At 63.2% G+C, this 16,017-nt stretch carries 15 protein-coding genes; 6 read left to right on the top strand and 9 right to left on the bottom strand.

The genetic code is table 11. The annotated features are described in order from the left end of the window. Positions 1-28 precede the first annotated feature (28 nt). On the top strand, positions 29-1,114 hold the full coding sequence (locus A3736_RS06455) for a PA0069 family radical SAM protein (RefSeq protein WP_067680615.1): 1,086 nt from the start codon (positions 29-31) through the stop codon (positions 1,112-1,114). Between the two features lie 4 nt (positions 1,115-1,118). On the opposite strand, the gene A3736_RS06450 is transcribed toward A3736_RS06455, so the two are convergent. The 3 genes from A3736_RS06450 to dnaE are packed head-to-tail and all read right to left on the bottom strand — an operon-like array spanning position 1,119 to position 6,768. After that, positions 1,119-1,550, bottom strand: a complete 432-nt coding sequence (locus tag A3736_RS06450; protein ID WP_067680612.1) for a DUF1330 domain-containing protein — start codon at positions 1,548-1,550, stop codon at positions 1,119-1,121. A 12-nt stretch (positions 1,551-1,562) separates the two neighbouring features. Then, positions 1,563-3,176, bottom strand: coding sequence for a long-chain fatty acid--CoA ligase (locus A3736_RS06445; RefSeq protein ID WP_067680609.1), 1,614 nt, complete (start codon positions 3,174-3,176; stop codon positions 1,563-1,565). Positions 3,177-3,198: 22 nt separating this feature from the next. Next, a complete protein-coding gene (gene dnaE, locus A3736_RS06440; protein WP_067680663.1) occupies positions 3,199-6,768 on the bottom strand; it encodes a DNA polymerase III subunit alpha in 3,570 nt (1,189 codons plus the stop codon). A 138-nt stretch (positions 6,769-6,906) separates the two neighbouring features. Here dnaE and ychF point away from each other — a divergent pair, with 138 nt between their 5' ends. After that, positions 6,907-8,007 (top strand): redox-regulated ATPase YchF, encoded by a 1,101-nt coding sequence (ychF, locus tag A3736_RS06435; protein WP_067680606.1) that lies wholly within the window; start codon positions 6,907-6,909, stop codon positions 8,005-8,007. 70 nt (positions 8,008-8,077) lie between these two features. Then, positions 8,078-8,896 carry a DUF1206 domain-containing protein gene (locus tag A3736_RS06430; protein ID WP_067680603.1) on the top strand — a complete coding sequence of 273 codons (819 nt, stop codon included), beginning with the start codon at positions 8,078-8,080 and terminating at the stop codon, positions 8,894-8,896. Here A3736_RS06430 and A3736_RS06425 read toward each other — a convergent pair. The 5 genes from A3736_RS06425 to A3736_RS06405 all read right to left on the bottom strand — a co-directional run bounded on the left by A3736_RS06425 (position 8,886) and on the right by A3736_RS06405 (position 12,016). After that, positions 8,886-9,224: a hypothetical protein gene (locus A3736_RS06425; protein WP_067680601.1), complete on the bottom strand. Its 339-nt coding sequence runs from the start codon at positions 9,222-9,224 to the stop codon at positions 8,886-8,888. The two genes, A3736_RS06430 and A3736_RS06425, sit on opposite strands and share 11 nt — an antisense overlap. A gap of 61 nt (positions 9,225-9,285) precedes the next feature. Continuing rightward, the gene (locus A3736_RS06420; RefSeq protein ID WP_067680598.1) at positions 9,286-9,765 is read right to left on the bottom strand and encodes a glutathione peroxidase; all 480 of its coding nucleotides are present in this window, start codon (positions 9,763-9,765) and stop codon (positions 9,286-9,288) included. Positions 9,766-9,772: 7 nt separating this feature from the next. Further along, positions 9,773-10,054, bottom strand: coding sequence for a hypothetical protein (locus A3736_RS06415; RefSeq protein ID WP_067680595.1), 282 nt, complete (start codon positions 10,052-10,054; stop codon positions 9,773-9,775). A 26-nt stretch (positions 10,055-10,080) separates the two neighbouring features. Next, on the bottom strand, positions 10,081-10,782 hold the full coding sequence (locus A3736_RS06410) for an ABC transporter ATP-binding protein (RefSeq protein WP_067680592.1): 702 nt from the start codon (positions 10,780-10,782) through the stop codon (positions 10,081-10,083). Further along, a complete protein-coding gene (locus A3736_RS06405) occupies positions 10,775-12,016 on the bottom strand; it encodes a lipoprotein-releasing ABC transporter permease subunit (protein ID WP_067680589.1) in 1,242 nt (413 codons plus the stop codon). Before A3736_RS06405 ends, A3736_RS06410 begins: the two co-directional genes overlap by 8 nt. 197 nt (positions 12,017-12,213) lie before the next feature. Between A3736_RS06405 and purF the strand changes: the two genes are divergently transcribed. From purF to A3736_RS06390, 3 genes are all read left to right on the top strand, one after another. Continuing rightward, a complete protein-coding gene (gene purF / locus A3736_RS06400; RefSeq protein ID WP_067680586.1) occupies positions 12,214-13,701 on the top strand; it encodes an amidophosphoribosyltransferase in 1,488 nt (495 codons plus the stop codon). Beyond that, positions 13,701-14,432: an SDR family NAD(P)-dependent oxidoreductase gene (locus tag A3736_RS06395; RefSeq protein ID WP_067680583.1), complete on the top strand. Its 732-nt coding sequence runs from the start codon at positions 13,701-13,703 to the stop codon at positions 14,430-14,432. Before purF ends, A3736_RS06395 begins: the two co-directional genes overlap by 1 nt. 73 nt (positions 14,433-14,505) lie before the next feature. Beyond that, on the top strand, positions 14,506-14,838 hold the full coding sequence (locus A3736_RS06390; RefSeq protein WP_067680580.1) for a PilZ domain-containing protein: 333 nt from the start codon (positions 14,506-14,508) through the stop codon (positions 14,836-14,838). Here the strand turns inward: A3736_RS06390 and A3736_RS06385 are convergent. Next, positions 14,820-16,017: serine hydrolase domain-containing protein (locus A3736_RS06385; protein ID WP_369815432.1), on the bottom strand; the 1,198-nt coding region annotated here is incomplete at its 5' end. The genes A3736_RS06390 and A3736_RS06385 overlap by 19 nt on opposite strands.

The following is a 16,017-nucleotide window of genomic DNA, read 5'->3' as shown; positions in this document are numbered from 1 at the left end:
GTTTCGTTCCATTTATGTTCCGCCCCATATGGAACGCCGAATCGATCCCGCCGTCGCCGGACGTGGCGCGCAATCCGCTGACGTGCCGACCCGCTTCGGTCTCGCAACGCGCGAGGCCGATGGCGATTGGCGCGATCATATGGAGGCACTGGACGGGCCGCCGGTAAGACTCCGGACCGAAGTGATCGAGGAGCGCTCGAAAACAATCCTGAGCTTCAATCGCTCGCCCGACATCTTTTTCGATCGCTCCATCAACGCCTATCGAGGATGCGAGCATGGCTGCGTCTATTGTTTCGCGCGCCCGACCCATGCCTATCAGGATCTCTCGCCGGGACTGGACTTCGAAACCAAGCTGTTCGCCAAACCCAATGCTGCCAATCTCTTACGCGAGACACTTGCCAAGCCGCGTTACAGTCCGAAACCGATCGCGATGGGGACCAATACGGATCCCTACCAGCCGATCGAAGGCCGCTACCGGATTACGCGGGAGGTGTTGAAGGTCTGCCTCGAAGCGCGCCATCCGGTCACGATCACGACCAAGTCGAATCGAGTTCTCGCAGATCTGGACCTGATAGAAGAACTGGCGCGACACCGATTGGTCGCGGTCGGAATATCCGTGACGAGCCTTGATCCGAAATTGTCGGGGAAACTCGAACCGCGCGCAGGATCTCCGCTCAAGCGATTGGCTGCACTAGGTAAACTGGCAGAGGCAGGCATTCCCACCCACTGCTCGATCGCGCCGGTAATTCCGGCCATCACCGACCAGTTCATGGAAGAAATCGTCGAGCGGGCGGCTGCCCTGAAAGTCGCGAGCGCGGGCTGGATACCGCTGCGCCTCCCCCACGAAGTCGCGCCGCTGTTTCGCGAATGGCTCTCGGTCCACTTCCCCGAACGTGGCGACAAGGTCATGAGCATCGTCCGCTCGATACGAGACGGACGGGATAACGATCCGGGCTTCTTCAGTCGCCTCAACCCGACCGGCGTATGGGCCGACCTGTTCCGGGCACGGTTTCGCGTAGCCTGCAAGCGTGCCGGCATCGGCAAGGGCAAGTTCGAGCTCGACTGTACCCAGTTCCGCCCACCCGAAGTGGGTGGTCAGATGCGGCTTTTGTGAACCCTCAGAAGCCCTCGCCCTCCTCGCCCGGCCCGAAACGCACGAGGCGGCTGTCCTGCAAGGCCGCCGTCCGGTTGATCACTGCCGCCTGATAGTCGGCGTCCTTGATCGTCTCGAAGAAAGCGGATGCATTTGGATAGGACGCGATAAAACCATCGTGCCAACGCATCGCCTCCGGCCCCGTCACCACCGTTTCGTAAACTCCGCGCCAGACGATGCGGCCGCCGACCCGGCGAAAGATCGGTCCGCTGGTCTTGCCGTATTCCTCGTAGGCGCGGCGTCCCGACCAGCCCTTCCCTGCATTCTCATGGCCCTCCGGATACTCCGCCTGCTCGCGATACTGGAGCAGGTTGAGCATGTGGATCGGCGTATCGCGCGGCAGGGTCTTGAAGGCCTCGAAATTCTCGCGGCTTGGATCGATATAGGTCTCTGTCATCACGATTTCCTGTCAGGCATCCAGCCGGTAATCGGCGAAGCGATCGCGCAGATCCTTCTTGCTGATCTTGCCGGTCGCGGTGTGCGGGATATCGTCGACGAATTCGACCGCATCGGGCAGCCACCATTTCGCGACCTTGTCGGACAGGAAATTCACCACCTCCTCGCCCGAACAATCGATGCCCTCCTTGCGGACCACGAACAGCACGGGTCGTTCGTCCCATTTGGGATGCGGCATTCCGACACAGGCCGCTTCGGCCACGGCAGGATGGCCCACCGCCGCGTTTTCCAGTTCCACCGAACTGATCCATTCGCCGCCGGATTTGATGACGTCCTTGGTGCGATCGGTCAACTGGAGCGTCCCGTCGGGGTGCAGGATGCCGACATCGCCGGTGTCGAACCAGCCATCGGCCGTCACCGCGGGCTCTTCCGCCTTGAAATAGCGCTGGACGACCCACGGACCGCGGATCTGCAAGGCCCCCGACGTTTCGCCATCGCGGGGCAGAACCTTCGTGAAGTCGTCGAGATCCACCGTGCGCAGTTCCACGCCGAAGATCGGGCGCCCCTGCTTCATGGTCTTGAGAACCTTTTCCTCGAAGCTGAGCTCCTCCCAATTCGCCGTCGGCCCGCCGACCGTGCCGATCGGGCTCGTCTCGGTCATGCCCCAGGCGTGCTGGACGCGGGTGCCGTTCTTCATCAGGCGCTCGATCATGAATTTCGGCGCGGCAGATCCGCCGATCGTGGCGGCTTTCAGCGGCGGCAGGTCAAGCCCTTCCTTGTCGCAATACCGGAAATGCGCGAGCCATACTGTCGGCACGCCCGCGCTGTCGGTCACGCCTTCGCGCAGCATCAGATCGTGCAGGACCGCCGGATCGTTTACCGCGCTGAACACGAATTTGATCCCCGCCATCGCGCCGGCATAGGGCAGGCCCCAGCTAGCTGCGTGGAACATCGGAACGACGGGCAGCATCACGCTGGAGCCGCTGAAATTGAACGCCGAGGGCTGCAGGCCGGCCATGGCATGCATGATGGTCGAGCGGTGCTCGTACTGCACGCCTTTTGGATTGCCGGTGGTGCCGCTGGTGTAGCAGATCATGCATGGATCGCGTTCGCTGCCATCGACCCATTCGAAATCGCCGTCCTGTTCCGCGATCCAGCTCTCGAAATCGCGCGCATGGGATCCGGCGGGAGGATCGAAGCAGATATAGTGCTCCACCTGCGGCCAGCGATCACGCATCTTGTCCACGATCGGCTGGAACATGGCATCGTAGAGCAGCACGCGGTCGTCCGCGTGGTTGACGATATACTCGAGCTGGTCCTCGAACAGACGCGGATTGACGGTGTGCAGAACGCCGCCCATCCCGGCGACGCCGTACCAGCTGACCAGATGGCGCGAATGGTTCATCGCGAGGCTTGCGACCTTGTCGCCGGGTTTCAGGCCGAGCGCCTGGAGCGCCTGCGCCATTTTCAGCGCGTCACGGCGAATTCCGGCCCAGTCGGTCCGCGTCTCGCTGCCATCGGCCCAATGCGTGACGATTTCCCGCGTACCCGCCTCACGCGCGGCGTGGTCGATCACATGCGTCACGCGCATGGACCAATCCTGCATGGCTCCCAATCCCGTCGACATTTTTCGCCTCTCCTTGCGTTTATCACGCAACGAGGCGCAAATGCCCTCCGCTGCGTCTTGTCGTTAATTGCACCTTGGCAAGACCGGGCGCGCTTGCCAAGCGTTCGGCAAGCTCGCCGTCCAGGGCGAAGCTACGGCCAAGGCACAGCGTCGGTTCGATCGCGGTGCCTGTGCGCAGGGTCGCGACGACCTCCCCCGTGCCCTTCGCGCTGCCCAGCTCGGCCTGGAGCATCGCCAGCGCCCCTGCATCGAGAATGTCGAGCGTCAGCGTCATCCGCGCGTTCTGGGACACCGCCTCCAGCGGCGTTCCCCCGCGCACGGTAATCCGGGGCGGTTCGTCGGGGCTCGGGCTGTCGAGCTCGACCTGAAGCAAGATGCAGGTCTGGTCTTCCGCCCATTTGACGAAGCTGTCGACCATGGATTCCTCGAAGCAGGCGGCGCTGAACTGGCCGGATGCGTCCGAAAATTCGACGCGAACGAACGGCTTGCCGCGCCTTGTTGTGTTCTTATGCGCCTTTTCCACCATGGCGGCCATTACGGCAGGCGCCCTTCCCCCGGCGGGCGCGCCACCGCCCATCAGCGAGGCATAGCTGCGCGCGCCATTGGCAGAGGCGACCTGTCGCCACGCCTGGACGGGGTGATCGGAGAAGTAGAAGCCGAAATTCTCACGCTCCCTCTCCATCATTTCGGCGCGCGGCCAAGGATCGGTTTCCTTCAATCGCAGGTCCGAATTCGCCTGCTCCTCGCCTCCGAACAGACCCGCCTGCCCGCTCGACCGCTCGCGCGCCGCCGCATCGGCGACTGCGAGGAGGAGATCGCAATTGGCGAAAACCTTGGCGCGATTGGGCTCCAGATCATCGAGCGCTCCAGCCGAAGCGAGCGCCTCCAGCTGGCGGGAATTCATCGAACCTTTCGGAACTCTTTCGAACAAGTCCTTGAGACTTTCGAACTTTCCGGAAACCTCCCGTTCCGCCACGATGGTTTCCATCGCCCGCTCACCCACATTGCGAATGCCCGCCAGAGCATAACGCACGGCATAGCCGTCATCCGTCTGCTCCACGGTGAACTCCGCTTCGGAACGATTGATACACGGAGGGGCGATTTTGACGCCGCCTTCGCGCAAGGGAGAGCGCCGTGCATCGTCCACGAAGATCGCCAGCTTTTCCGACTGGTGCATGTCGAAGCACATGGCAGCGGCAAAGAATTCCTCGGGATAGTGCGCTTTAAGCCATGCCGTCTGATAGGCGAGCAGCGCATAGGCCGCAGCGTGCGATTTATTGAAGCCGTACCCTGCAAACTTATCGATCAAATCGAAGAGTTCATTGGCTTTCTTCGCATCGATTCCGCTCGTTTCGGCACACCCGTCGATGAAACGGTGGCGCTGGGCGTCCATCTCGGCCTGCACCTTCTTGCCCATAGCACGGCGCAGAAGGTCGGCATCGCCGAGCGAGTATCCGGCAAGGATCTGCGCGGCCTGCATGACCTGTTCCTGATAGACGAAAATCCCGTATGTCTCGGCGAGGATGCCTTCTAGCTTGGGATGCGGATAGGCGATCTCCACCTCGCCCGCCTTACGCTGGCCGAACAGCGGAATATTGTCCATCGGGCCCGGGCGATAGAGCGAGACGAGCGCAATAATGTCGCCGAAATTGGTCGGTTTCACCGCTGTCAGCGTCCGGCGCATCCCTTCCGATTCCAGCTGGAACACGCCCACCGTATGGCCGCTCTTCAAAAGCTCGTAGACCGTCGGATCGTCCAGCGCGAGTTGCGACAGGTCGATCGAAACGCCTCTTTTCTCAAGAAGATCGGTCGCCTTCTTGAGAACCGATAGAGTTTTCAGCCCGAGAAAGTCGAACTTCACCAAGCCGGAGCTTTCGACATGCTTCATGTCGTATTGCGTCACCGGCATGTCCGAACGCGGATCGCGATAGAGCGGCACCAGCTGGGCGAGCGGGCGATCGCCGATCACCACGCCCGCCGCATGGGTGGAGGAATTGCGCGGAAAACCCTCCAGCTGCATCGCCAGATCGACCAGCCGCTTCACATCGTTGTCGTTATCGTATTCGCGCTTGAAATCGGCAGCGCCGTTGAGCGTGCGCGGCAAGGTCCAGGGATCGGTCGGATGGTTGGGCACCATCTTGGTAAGCCGGTCGACCTGACCATAGGGCATTTGCAGGATGCGCCCGGTATCGCGCAACACAGCGCGCGCTTTCAGCTTACCGAAGGTGATGATCTGCGCGACGTGATCGTGCCCGTATTTCTTCTGGACGTAACGGATCACCTCGCCGCGACGGGTTTCGCAAAAGTCGATATCGAAATCCGGCATCGAGACGCGCTCGGGATTGAGGAAGCGTTCGAACAGCAAGCCGAGCTTGATCGGATCGAGATCGGTAATCGTCAGCGCCCAGGCCACGAGCGATCCGGCACCCGAGCCGCGCCCCGGCCCCACCGGAATATCGTGATCCTTCGCCCATTTGATAAAGTCGGCAACGATCAGGAAGTAGCCGGGAAAGCCCATCTGATTGATGATCCCGACTTCGAAATCGAGCCGTTCGGCGTACTCGAGGAATTCCTGCCCCACGCCGCTCGGTTTGAGCCGGTCGATGGCGGGCTGCCGCGCTTCGCCTGTCGCTTCCAGGGCTTTTACAAGCTCGGCGGGACTGCAATCGGGGTAGTACAGCGCCAGCCGCGCGGCGAGGCCTTTGCGCGCATCGTCGGCCAGCATCCGCGCTTCGCCTTCGAGATCGCCTGCGAGGCTCGGCAGGATGGGCGCGCGGTTCGGCGGCGCATAGGCGCAGCGCTGTGCGATCACCAGGGTGTTGGCCGTCGCCTCGGGCAGGTCGGCGAAGGCCTCCTCCATCATGCTCGCCGTCTTGACGAAGCCTTCCGGATTGGAGCGCGCACGATCGTCCGCATCGACATGGGTCGAACCGGCGATGCACAGCATGGCGTCATGCGCCTTGTGCATGTGCGGTTCGGCGAAATTGGCCGGATTGGTGGCCACCAGTGGGAGATCGCGCGCAAAGGCAAGCTCGATCAGCGCCGCCTCGGCCCCCTCCTCTATCCGATCGCCGCGCCGCGCGAGCTCGACATAGAGCCGCTCCGGGAAAAGCGCCTGCAACCGGTCGCAATAATCCGCCGCATGGTTCGCCTGCCCTTCGGCGAGCAGGCGCGTCACCGCACCCTCGCTCGCGCCTGTCAGCGCAATCAGCCCCTCGCTATGCCCTTCGAGATCGCCAAGCCCGATATGCGGTTCGAATTCCAGCGGCCGGTCGAGATGCGCTTTCGAGACGAGGTGGCAGAGATTGTCGTACCCGGTCTCGTCCTGCGCGTAGAGCGGTAGATAATCGACCTGCTTTCCCTCGCTATCGCGCGCCACCCCGAGCAGGGTGCCGACGATCGGCTGGATCCCCTCGTCGAAACATGCCTTCGCGAACATCACCGCGCCATAGAGGCCGTTGCGGTCCGCCAGCGCTATCGCCGGAAATCCACGCTCCTTCGCCAGTTTCGCCATCGCCTTCGGCTCGATCGCGCCTTCCAGCATCGAATAGGCTGACAGGACGCGCAAGGGTACGAAGGGCTTGAAGGGCATGGCCTTCATATGCGGTTTCCGTGGGGATTCGCCAAGGCCGTCCGCCGCGATCTTCCCCCGTCCCGGCCCTACCGGGCTATGGCCTTTCGCGCGCACCGTCGCTAAGGGCGCGAGCCACACCATTTATCGGAGTTTACGATGGGTTTCCGCTGCGGGATCGTCGGCCTGCCGAATGTCGGCAAGTCCACCCTTTTCAATGCCCTGACCGAAACGCAGGCCGCACAGGCCGCGAATTACCCCTTCTGCACGATTGAGCCCAATGTCGGCCAGGTCGCGGTGCCGGACGAACGGCTGGACAAGATCGCGGAAATCGCGAAGTCGGCCAAGACCGTCCCCACCCAGCTTGCCTTCGTCGATATCGCAGGCCTGGTTAAGGGGGCGAGTAAGGGCGAAGGCCTCGGCAACCAGTTCCTGGGCAATATCCGCGAAGTCGACGCGATCGTCCACGTTCTGCGCTGCTTCGAGGATGACGACATCCAGCACGTGTCGAACAAGGTCGATCCGCTGGCCGATGCCGAAGTGGTCGAGACCGAATTGCTGCTCGCCGATATGGAAAGCCTGGAAAAGCGCGTTCCCAATGCGGAAAAGCGCGCTACGGCCGGCGACAAGGAAGCCAAGCTGATCGCCAGCGTGCTGGGCCAGGCGCTGGCGCTGCTGCGCGAAGGCAAGCCCGCCCGCCTCGTCGAACCGAACGACGAGGAGGAAGCGCGCGTCTTCGCGCAGGCGCAATTGCTCACTGCAAAGCCTGTGCTCTACGTCTGCAACGTGGCCGAAGAGGATGCGGCAAGCGGCAACGCGCTGTCGCAGGAAGTTTTCGCCAAGGCCGAGCGTGAAGGCGCGCAGGCGGTCGTCGTCTCCGCTGCCATCGAAGCGGAACTGGTGGCGATGGAAGCCGAAGAGCGGCGCGAATATCTGTCCGAACTGGGGCTGGAAGAAAGTGGCCTCTCGCGGATTATCCGTGCCGGCTACACGCTCCTGGGCCTTCAGACCTTCTTCACCGCCGGGCCGAAGGAAGCGCGCGCCTGGACTTTCCCGGCGGGCGCAAAGGCTCCGCAGGCGGCAGGCGAAATCCACACCGATTTCGAGCGTGGCTTCATCCGTGCAGAGACGATCGCATACGACGATTACGTCACGCTCGGCGGCGAGAGTCCGGCGCGCGAGGCGGGTAAGCTGCGCCAGGAAGGCAAGGAGTATCTGGTGCAGGACGGCGACGTGATGATGTTTAAATTCAACGTCTAGTCCAGGCCGACCGGCACCATTATCGCTCTCGTCCGTTGGCGTGCCATACGACATTAACGGGGAGACAATAATGGTCGATAAATCGGAGAAATTCAGCTGGCTGGTGCGCGTGGGCTATTTCAGCCGCGCCATCCTGTATTCGGTTCTCGGCCTGATCGCGCTGACCAGTGCCGACCGAATTGCCGAAGGAACGAACGGTATTTTCCTGGCGATCGAGGATTACCCGGCCGGAAACGCGATCCTGTGGCTCATGGTCGTCGGCCTGACCGCCTACGCCTTGTTCCGGTTCGCTTCGACCTTCTTCGATATCGAAAACAACGGTTCGGACGCCAAAGGCTGGGGCAAGCGCCTCGGCCATGCGGGCAGCGGCATCGGCCACCTTGCGCTCGCCTTTTCGGCCTATAAGTTCGCCAGCGACAATAGCACCGGCGGCAGCGGCGGAGGCCAGAGCGGTGGCGGCGCGCAGGAAGCGGCATCCGGCATCCTGTCGATGGAGTTCGGCGGTATCGTGCTGGGCCTGCTCGGCCTCGCTTTCTTCGTGACGGCCATCTTCCAGGCGAAGAAGGGCATCACCGGCGAATTCATGCACCGCATCGCAGGTGACGCTCCCGATGCCACGCGCTGGATCGGCGGGGCGGGTTATCTGGCACGCGGCGTAGTATATGCCGTGATCGGCTGGTCGCTGTTCAAGGCCGGTTTCCTGTCCGCAGGCAGCGGTCAGGTCAAAACACTGGGCGATGCAGTCGCCTCCCTTGCCGGTCAGGGGATCGTCTTCACGCTGGTAGCGGTTGGACTGCTGCTGTTCGGGCTCTTCAGCCTGGTGCTGTCGCGCTACCGGATCATTCCCGAGCTGGATTCGAGCAAGGGCATTCCGAAGTTCAGAGTGTAGGCGGAGTATCCTTCGCCGCGATCTTGCGGCGCGTATCTCGCACAGTCGAATACGCGCCGTAGATCACCAGCACGGCAAGGAATATCCACACCCAGACCGGGATGTTGCGCCCCGCGAACGCCAGATAGAGATAGGCGGATACGAAGAAGAACCCGGCGAGCAGCGTCGGCACCACGGTCGATCGCCCTGCCCGCGCACGCTTTACCAGCCACGCAATCGAGGCGAGGAAGAACGGGATCGCTCCCACATAGATCGCGCCGAAGATATAAGGATTCACACCGTATTCGGCGCCGAGGGCGAGAAACCACTGGTTGATATCGGATAGCATTGGCAGCGCTTAGAGGGCCGCCGCCTCCGACACAATCGCGCCGAAGCCAGCGCGATGCCAATCAGAGCAGCGCTTCGATGTCCGCCGCGATGCTTTCGGGCCGATCGGTGGGGGCATAGCGTTTGACCACCTGCCCGTCCCGATCGATCAGGAACTTGGTGAAGTTCCACTTGATGGCTTTCGAGCCGAGCAGGCCCTTGGCCTCGCCCTTCATCCAGTCGAAAACGGGGCTCGCATCGGGGCCATTGACGTCCACCTTCTCCATCAAGGGGAAGGTGACGCCGAAATTGACCTTGCAGAACTGCGCGATCTCGTCCGCATCGCCCGGCTCCTGCGCGCCGAACTGGTTGCAGGGAAAGCCGAGCACTTCGAAACCGCGCTCGGCAAAGCGCTGATACAGCGCTTCGAGGCCGTCATATTGCGGCGTGAAACCGCATTTGCTCGCCGTGTTCACCACCAGCAGGACCGTGCCGAGCTTGTCGACGAGGTCGAGCGGTTCGCCGCGATTGGTCGTGACGGTGAAATCGGCGATGCTTGTCATCGCCGCATCAGGCCTTGTGCGGATAATCGTCGAGCTGGGCCAGCGCGGTCACTTCCTTGGCCTGGAATTTCCGGTCACCCGCCTTGTCGATATAGTATTTGCTCCGCTCGTCTTCAGGCAGCAGCATCATGTGCTTCACCAGATCGGCGAACGTGCCGTCGCGAAGGCCCTTGCTCTTGTCGAGCAGGCCGCCGCCGTCGTCCACACGGTGCAGCGAGGCGCGGTCGTCCCACTGGATGCCCTCACGATAGGTGTCCTCGGCGTTGTAGGTGCTGGGGTGGTCGGTCATGTCGGTAAAACTCCCTCGTTTTCGCTCTAACGAGCGGAATGCGATCCGGGTCCATCGACCAGCACACCTTCGTGCAGGCGCACGACGCGGTCCATCCGGGCGGCCAGCCGCTCGTTATGCGTGGCGACGAGCGCAGCGCTGCCCTCGCCCCGAACCAGTTCGAGGAACTGGGCCAGAACCTTGTCGCTGGTCGCTTCGTCGAGATTGCCCGTGGGCTCGTCCGCCAGCACCAGCTTGGGCCGGTTGGCAAGGCCGCGCGCGACTGCGACGCGTTGCTGCTCGCCGCCGGAAAGCTGGCTGGGCCGATGCTCAAGGCGATGGCCGAGACCCAGCGCGGTCAAAAGCTCGTCCGCGCGCGCTTCGGACGCATCGCGCGGCACATCGGCCACGAGCTGGGGAAGCACCACGTTCTCGCGCGCATTGAAATCGGGCAGCAGGTGATGGAACTGGTAGACAAAGCCGAGATGGTCGCGGCGCAGCAGCGTGCGGGCATGTGCGTCGCTTTTCTGGGCCCCCTGGCCGGCAATCGCGATCTCGCCGCCGAAACCGCCTTCCAGCAGCCCGACCGCCTGAAGCAGCGTGGACTTGCCCGAACCGGAGGGCCCCAGCAGCGCCACGATTTCGCCCGGCATGACCGACAGATCGACGCCGCGCAGCACGTCGATCCGCACCCCGCCCTGTTCGAAGCTGCGGGTCAGGCCGCGCAGATGGAGGACCGGATTACTCATAGCGCAACACCTGAACCGGATCGGTGCTCGACGCCTTCAAGGCCGGGTAAAGCGTGGCGAGAAAGCTGAGGCCGAGCGCGAGCAGGACGATCATCGTGATCTCGATGGGATCGGCGCGCGCGGGCAACGTGGAAAGGAAGCGGACCTGCGGATCCCACAGATCCTGCCCCGTCACCGCGCCGATGAATTCGACGATCGGCTGGCGGAAGAACAGTACCACGGCGCCGAGCACCAGACCCGCCACCGTTCCGATGGCGCCGACCGTAAAGCCGGTGGTCACGAAGATCTTGAGCAGGCTTTGCCGCGTGGCGCCCATCGTGCGCATGATGGCGATATCGCGCGTCTTGGCGCGCACCAGCATGACGAGGCTCGACAGGATGTTGAAAGCGGCCACCAGCACCATGAAGCTGAGTGCGAAAGCCATGGCCACGCGCTCCACCTGAAGCGCTTCGAACAGCGACGCATTGATGGTTTTCCAATCGAACACGATTGCCCGGCCCGCCAGGCTTTCCTGCACCGGCGCAAGAATTTTCTCGACCTCGTCGGGATCGGTCACCGTGACTTCGATCATGCCGACCGTATCGCCGATGAGAAGCAAGGTCTGCGCGTCGGCCATTGGCATCACCACGAAGGATCCGTCGTAATCGTAAATGCCGACTTCGAAGATCGCCCCGATCTCGTAGCCGACCTGTCGCGGCACCGTCCCGAATGGAGTCGAGCGGCCTTGCGGGTTAATGATCGTGATCGTGTCGCCCACCGTGGCACCGATATTCTGCGCCAGTCGCGATCCGATCGCGACTGTGCTGCTGCCCGCCTGCAAGCGCGCGATATCGCCCGCGACCACTTTGCTGCCGAGTTCGGTAATGTCCTGCTCGGTATTGCCGCGCACCAGCACTGCCTCGACCCGGCCGTTGAAGCTGGTCAGCAAAGGCTGTTCGATCAGTGGCGAGGCATCGACGACGCCCGGCGTCGCGCGGACTTCCTCCAGCACGTTTTCCCAATCGTCCAGCCGCCCGCCATAGGCCTGGACGATAGCATGGCCGTTCAGACCCACGATCTTGTCGAGCAATTCGGCGCGAAAGCCGTTCATCACGCTCATCACGATCACCAGCATGGCAACCGACAACATCACCACGCCGATCGAGATGCCCGCGACCAGCGCGATGAATGCCTCGCCCTTGCCCGGAAGCAGATAGCGTTTGGCGATGGTCCATTCGAAAGGGGAAAGTAGCAAGGCGGCTCTGGTCTTGGCTGGTCAGGTCAAAGGCCTCTAGGGTGGGAAAGCTGGCGAGGCAATGAATAGCGTGGACGACACGCCACGGATCGTCCCGCAGCGCGCCGACATACCCTTGTAATCGGGCCGCAACATCGCCATTGGCAGCGGCGAGCCGCACCCCCCCATCGGCCCGACGGCAGGCCTGCGAGGCATCCATGAACATCACCCACCCCTTCCATCCCTCGGCGCATCAGGGGGAGGACGACGATCACCTGCGCGAGGAATGCGGCGTTTTCGGCGCCGTGAACGCAACCGATGCCTCCGCGGCAACCGCGTTGGGCCTGCACGCGCTGCAGCATCGCGGGCAGGAAGCGGCGGGCATCTGCAGCTTCGACGGGCGGGAATTCTATTCGCGCCGGGGCCTCGGCCATGTGGCGGAGAATTTCTCTAGCTCGGATGCGATCGCCGAACTGCCCGGCTTCATGGCGGCGGGTCATGTCCGGTATTCGACCACCGGGGGCGCGGGCCTGCGCAATGTCCAGCCGCTGTATGCGGACCTTGCAGGCGGCGGATTCGCCGTGGCGCATAACGGCAACATCTCGAACGCGATGAGCCTGCGCGCCGACCTCGTGCAGCGCGGCGCCATCTTCCAATCGACGTCCGATACCGAGGTGATCATCCACCTCGTCGCCACCAGCCGCTATCCCACCATGATGGACAAGCTGATCGACGCGCTGCGCCTTCTGGAAGGAGCCTACGCGCTGATCGTGATGACGCCCGAGGGAATGATCGCCTGCCGCGATCCGCTCGGCATCCGGCCGCTGGTGATGGGCAAGATCGGCGACGCGACTCTGTTCGCCAGCGAAAGCGTCGCCTTCGATGTGGTCGGCGCGGAAATGGTTCGCGAAGTCGAACCGGGCGAGCTGATCAAGGTGGATTTCGACGGCAATGTCGATTCGCTCCATCCCTTCGGCAATCACCGCCCGCGCCCGTGCATTTTCGAACACGTTTATTTCAGCCGTCCCGACAGCTTCTTCGCAGGCCGCAGCGTCTATGAAGCGCGTAAAGCGATCGGCGCCGAACTGGCCAAGGAAAAGCCGGTCGAGGCCGATCTGGTCGTGCCCGTGCCCGACAGCGGCGTGCCTGCAGCGATCGGCTATGCGCAGGCATCCGGCATTCCCTTCGAACTCGGCATCATCCGCTCGCACTATGTCGGGCGCACCTTCATCCAGCCGAGCGACGGCGCGCGCCATGCGGGCGTCAAGCGCAAGCACAACGCCAATCGGGAGTTGGTTCGCGGCAAGCGCATCGTCCTCATCGACGATTCGATCGTGCGCGGCACGACCAGCCTCTCCATCGTCGAGATGATGCGCGATGCGGGCGCGACCGAAGTCCACTTCCGCGTTGCCAGCCCGCCCACGGCGCATAGCTGCTTCTACGGCGTCGACACGCCGGAACGATCCAAGCTGCTCGCCGCGCGCATGGAGCTGGAGCCGATGCGCCAGTTCATCAAGGCGGACAGCCTGGCCTTCGTTTCGATCGACGGTTTGTATCGCGCAGTCGGGGAAGGACCGCGCAAATCGGCCTGCCCGCAATTCTGCGATGCCTGCTTCACCGGCGAATATCCCACCGCGCTGACCGATCTTTCCAAGCGCGACGAAGATCAGCGCCAATTATCCCTCCCCGTCGGAAAGGTGGCCTGATGGCGGCGATCGAAAACGAAAGGCCGCTCGAAGGCCGCACCGCGCTCGTCACCGGATCGAGCAAGGGCATCGGCGCGGCCACTGCCAGGGCTCTGGCGGCCGCAGGCGCGCATGTGATCCTGACCGGGCGCGACGTGCGCGCGCTCGAAGCGGTCGAGGACGCGATCCACGAACTGGGCGGCGCCTCCACGATAGCGCCGGTCGATCTGGCGGAGCCGGACGGTATCGCCCGTCTCGCCAGCGCGATTGCGGGCCGCTGGGATACGCTCGACGTGATGGTGATCGCGGCCGCTTATCTCCCCACGCTGACGCCGGTAACCCAGATCGATGCCAAGCAGTTCGGCCAGGCAATTACGACCAACATCCTCGCCACGCAGGCGCTGCTCGCGGCCTTCGACCCGCTGCTGAAGCGCGCGGATGCGGGCAAGGTCATCGGCCTCACCAGCAGCGTCGGCGAGACGCCGCGCGCCTATTGGTCGGCCTATGCCTCGACCAAGGCCGCGTTCGACAATCTGCTCGAAAGCTATGCGCAGGAGGTCGAAAAGGTCAGCAAGCTGCGCGTCGCAATCGTCGATCCCGGCGCCACGCGAACGTCCATGCGGGCCAAGGCCTATCCGGGCGAAGATCCCAAGACGGTCAAGGAACCGGCAGTCGTGGCAGAGCGGATCTTGGAGCTGGTGGTTAACGGCTATGAGAGCGGCCACCGAGAGCGCGTGGCGGAGCCCGGTTAACTCAATCCGTCAAAGCGGGATTAGGCGCGCCGAACGATAGTGATGGTGTTCCACCTATCGAGATCCAACGGCCATGTACCTGATTTCTCCCGATCGCTACGCAATCGCCGCCCAGGAAGACCGCTGCGCTCCGCGGACGCGGCTCACGATACCGGTACGCCTGCGTTTGTCCGGCGCGGGTGCGATCGAGACCATGGTGCACGATCTTTCGATTTCCGGATTTTCCGCCGCCACGCTGAACCGCATGCACGAAGGTCAATTGTGCTGGCTGACTCTACCCGGATTGGAAGCGCGCCAGGCCCAGGTCGTATGGTGGGATGCCTGCAAGGTCGGATGCGCATTCAGCGAAATGCTCAGCCCGATCGTCCATGAGAGGCTCCTGGCGCGTTATTCGCGCGATGGCTGATCCGCTGCCAATCGCGCGATCAGCGCTCTGAAAGCGTTGCGATTGGCATTGCTGGTCGCGGTCGGCCAATTGCTGACGACGGCGACCACCAGATTCTCCTCCGGCACCAGCGTGATCGCCTGGCCGAAAATGCCCTGCGCGCCATACGCGCCCGGATAGGTCCACCACTGGTATCCGTATCCGAAGCCGGGCGCATTCTCGAACGGGACCGAAGGTGCGGTCGCTTGCGCGAACCAATCTTGCGGGACGACGCCCTCTCCGCCTTCGAGCACGAACTGGCCAAAGCGCGCATAGTCCGACAGTCTTAAGGACAGACAGCATCCGCCGATATTCCCGCCCGTGAGATCCTGCATCCAGAACAAGTTGCCGGCGAAGCCTGCCGGGCGCGCGATCTTTTCGCCCGCATAATCGGCGAGACTGCGGCCCGTCGCCTCCTCCACGATCAGGCCGAGAAGGTTGGTCTCCAGCGTCTTGTAGACCCACTTCTCCCCAGCCGGCGCTTCGCGTGTCAGCGTGCGGGCATAGGTGATCGCCTGCGATTCCCCCGCCACCGGCGCGACTGCGAGCATCTTCGCCACGTCGCTGTTCGGATCAGTGTAATCCTCGTTCCAGGCGACGCCCGAAGTCATGGTGGCGATCTGGCCGACAGTGACACCGTCATAGGCCGTGCCTGCCAGCGCCGGCAGGATTTCGACGACCGGCTGATCGACGCTTTCGATCGCGCCGTCCGCGATCGCCGCGCCGAGCAGCGTCGACGTGAAGCTCTTGGCGACCGAGAAGCTGGTCCAGCGCCCTTCCGGCCCGAAGCCGAGCGCGTAATCCTCGAACACGACTCTGCCATCGCGCAGCACCATCAACCCGGCAGCATCAGTTTCGGCCATGAAGGCCCGCAGGGCAGCCTGCGCACCGGAAGCGAGCGCAGTGCCGCGCGGCAGAGCGCGAACCGGGCCGGTCTGCGCCACTTCGAGACCGGGGAACAATCCCTCCATATCGCGGAAGGCGGCGGAGCGGCGCTCGTCGCTCCAGAAGAGGATCGAATCGCTCGGATCCATGCTCGCCATAGTCTCGGGCATGGATTGCGTGACGATGGCCGCCGGTTCCGGCGCCTGCATCGCCGTGGTGCTGCATCCGGCCAGCGCCAGCGCTGCCACCCCTGCAAGAAATCCGCGCATCATGTCC

The organism is Erythrobacter sp. HI0063, assembly GCF_001635685.1.
Lineage (GTDB): Bacteria > Pseudomonadota > Alphaproteobacteria > Sphingomonadales > Sphingomonadaceae > Qipengyuania.
Note: the sequence above shows the minus strand (reverse complement) of the source record. Positions and strands in the feature narration are given on the sequence as shown.

Coding starts and splice junctions, on each gene's coding strand:
- A3736_RS06455 (WP_067680615.1), top strand. CDS start 29: ATGGAACGCCGAATCGATCCCGCCGTCGCCGGACGTGGCGCGCAATCC.
- A3736_RS06450 (WP_067680612.1), bottom strand. CDS start 1,550: ATGACAGAGACCTATATCGATCCAAGCCGCGAGAATTTCGAGGCCTTC.
- A3736_RS06445 (WP_067680609.1), bottom strand. CDS start 3,176: ATGTCGACGGGATTGGGAGCCATGCAGGATTGGTCCATGCGCGTGACG.
- dnaE (WP_067680663.1), bottom strand. CDS start 6,768: ATGCCCTTCAAGCCCTTCGTACCCTTGCGCGTCCTGTCAGCCTATTCG.
- ychF (WP_067680606.1), top strand. CDS start 6,907: ATGGGTTTCCGCTGCGGGATCGTCGGCCTGCCGAATGTCGGCAAGTCC.
- A3736_RS06430 (WP_067680603.1), top strand. CDS start 8,078: ATGGTCGATAAATCGGAGAAATTCAGCTGGCTGGTGCGCGTGGGCTAT.
- A3736_RS06425 (WP_067680601.1), bottom strand. CDS start 9,224: ATGCTATCCGATATCAACCAGTGGTTTCTCGCCCTCGGCGCCGAATAC.
- A3736_RS06420 (WP_067680598.1), bottom strand. CDS start 9,765: ATGACAAGCATCGCCGATTTCACCGTCACGACCAATCGCGGCGAACCG.
- A3736_RS06415 (WP_067680595.1), bottom strand. CDS start 10,054: ATGACCGACCACCCCAGCACCTACAACGCCGAGGACACCTATCGTGAG.
- A3736_RS06410 (WP_067680592.1), bottom strand. CDS start 10,782: ATGAGTAATCCGGTCCTCCATCTGCGCGGCCTGACCCGCAGCTTCGAA.
- purF (WP_067680586.1), top strand. CDS start 12,214: ATGAACATCACCCACCCCTTCCATCCCTCGGCGCATCAGGGGGAGGAC.
- A3736_RS06395 (WP_067680583.1), top strand. CDS start 13,701: ATGGCGGCGATCGAAAACGAAAGGCCGCTCGAAGGCCGCACCGCGCTC.
- A3736_RS06390 (WP_067680580.1), top strand. CDS start 14,506: ATGTACCTGATTTCTCCCGATCGCTACGCAATCGCCGCCCAGGAAGAC.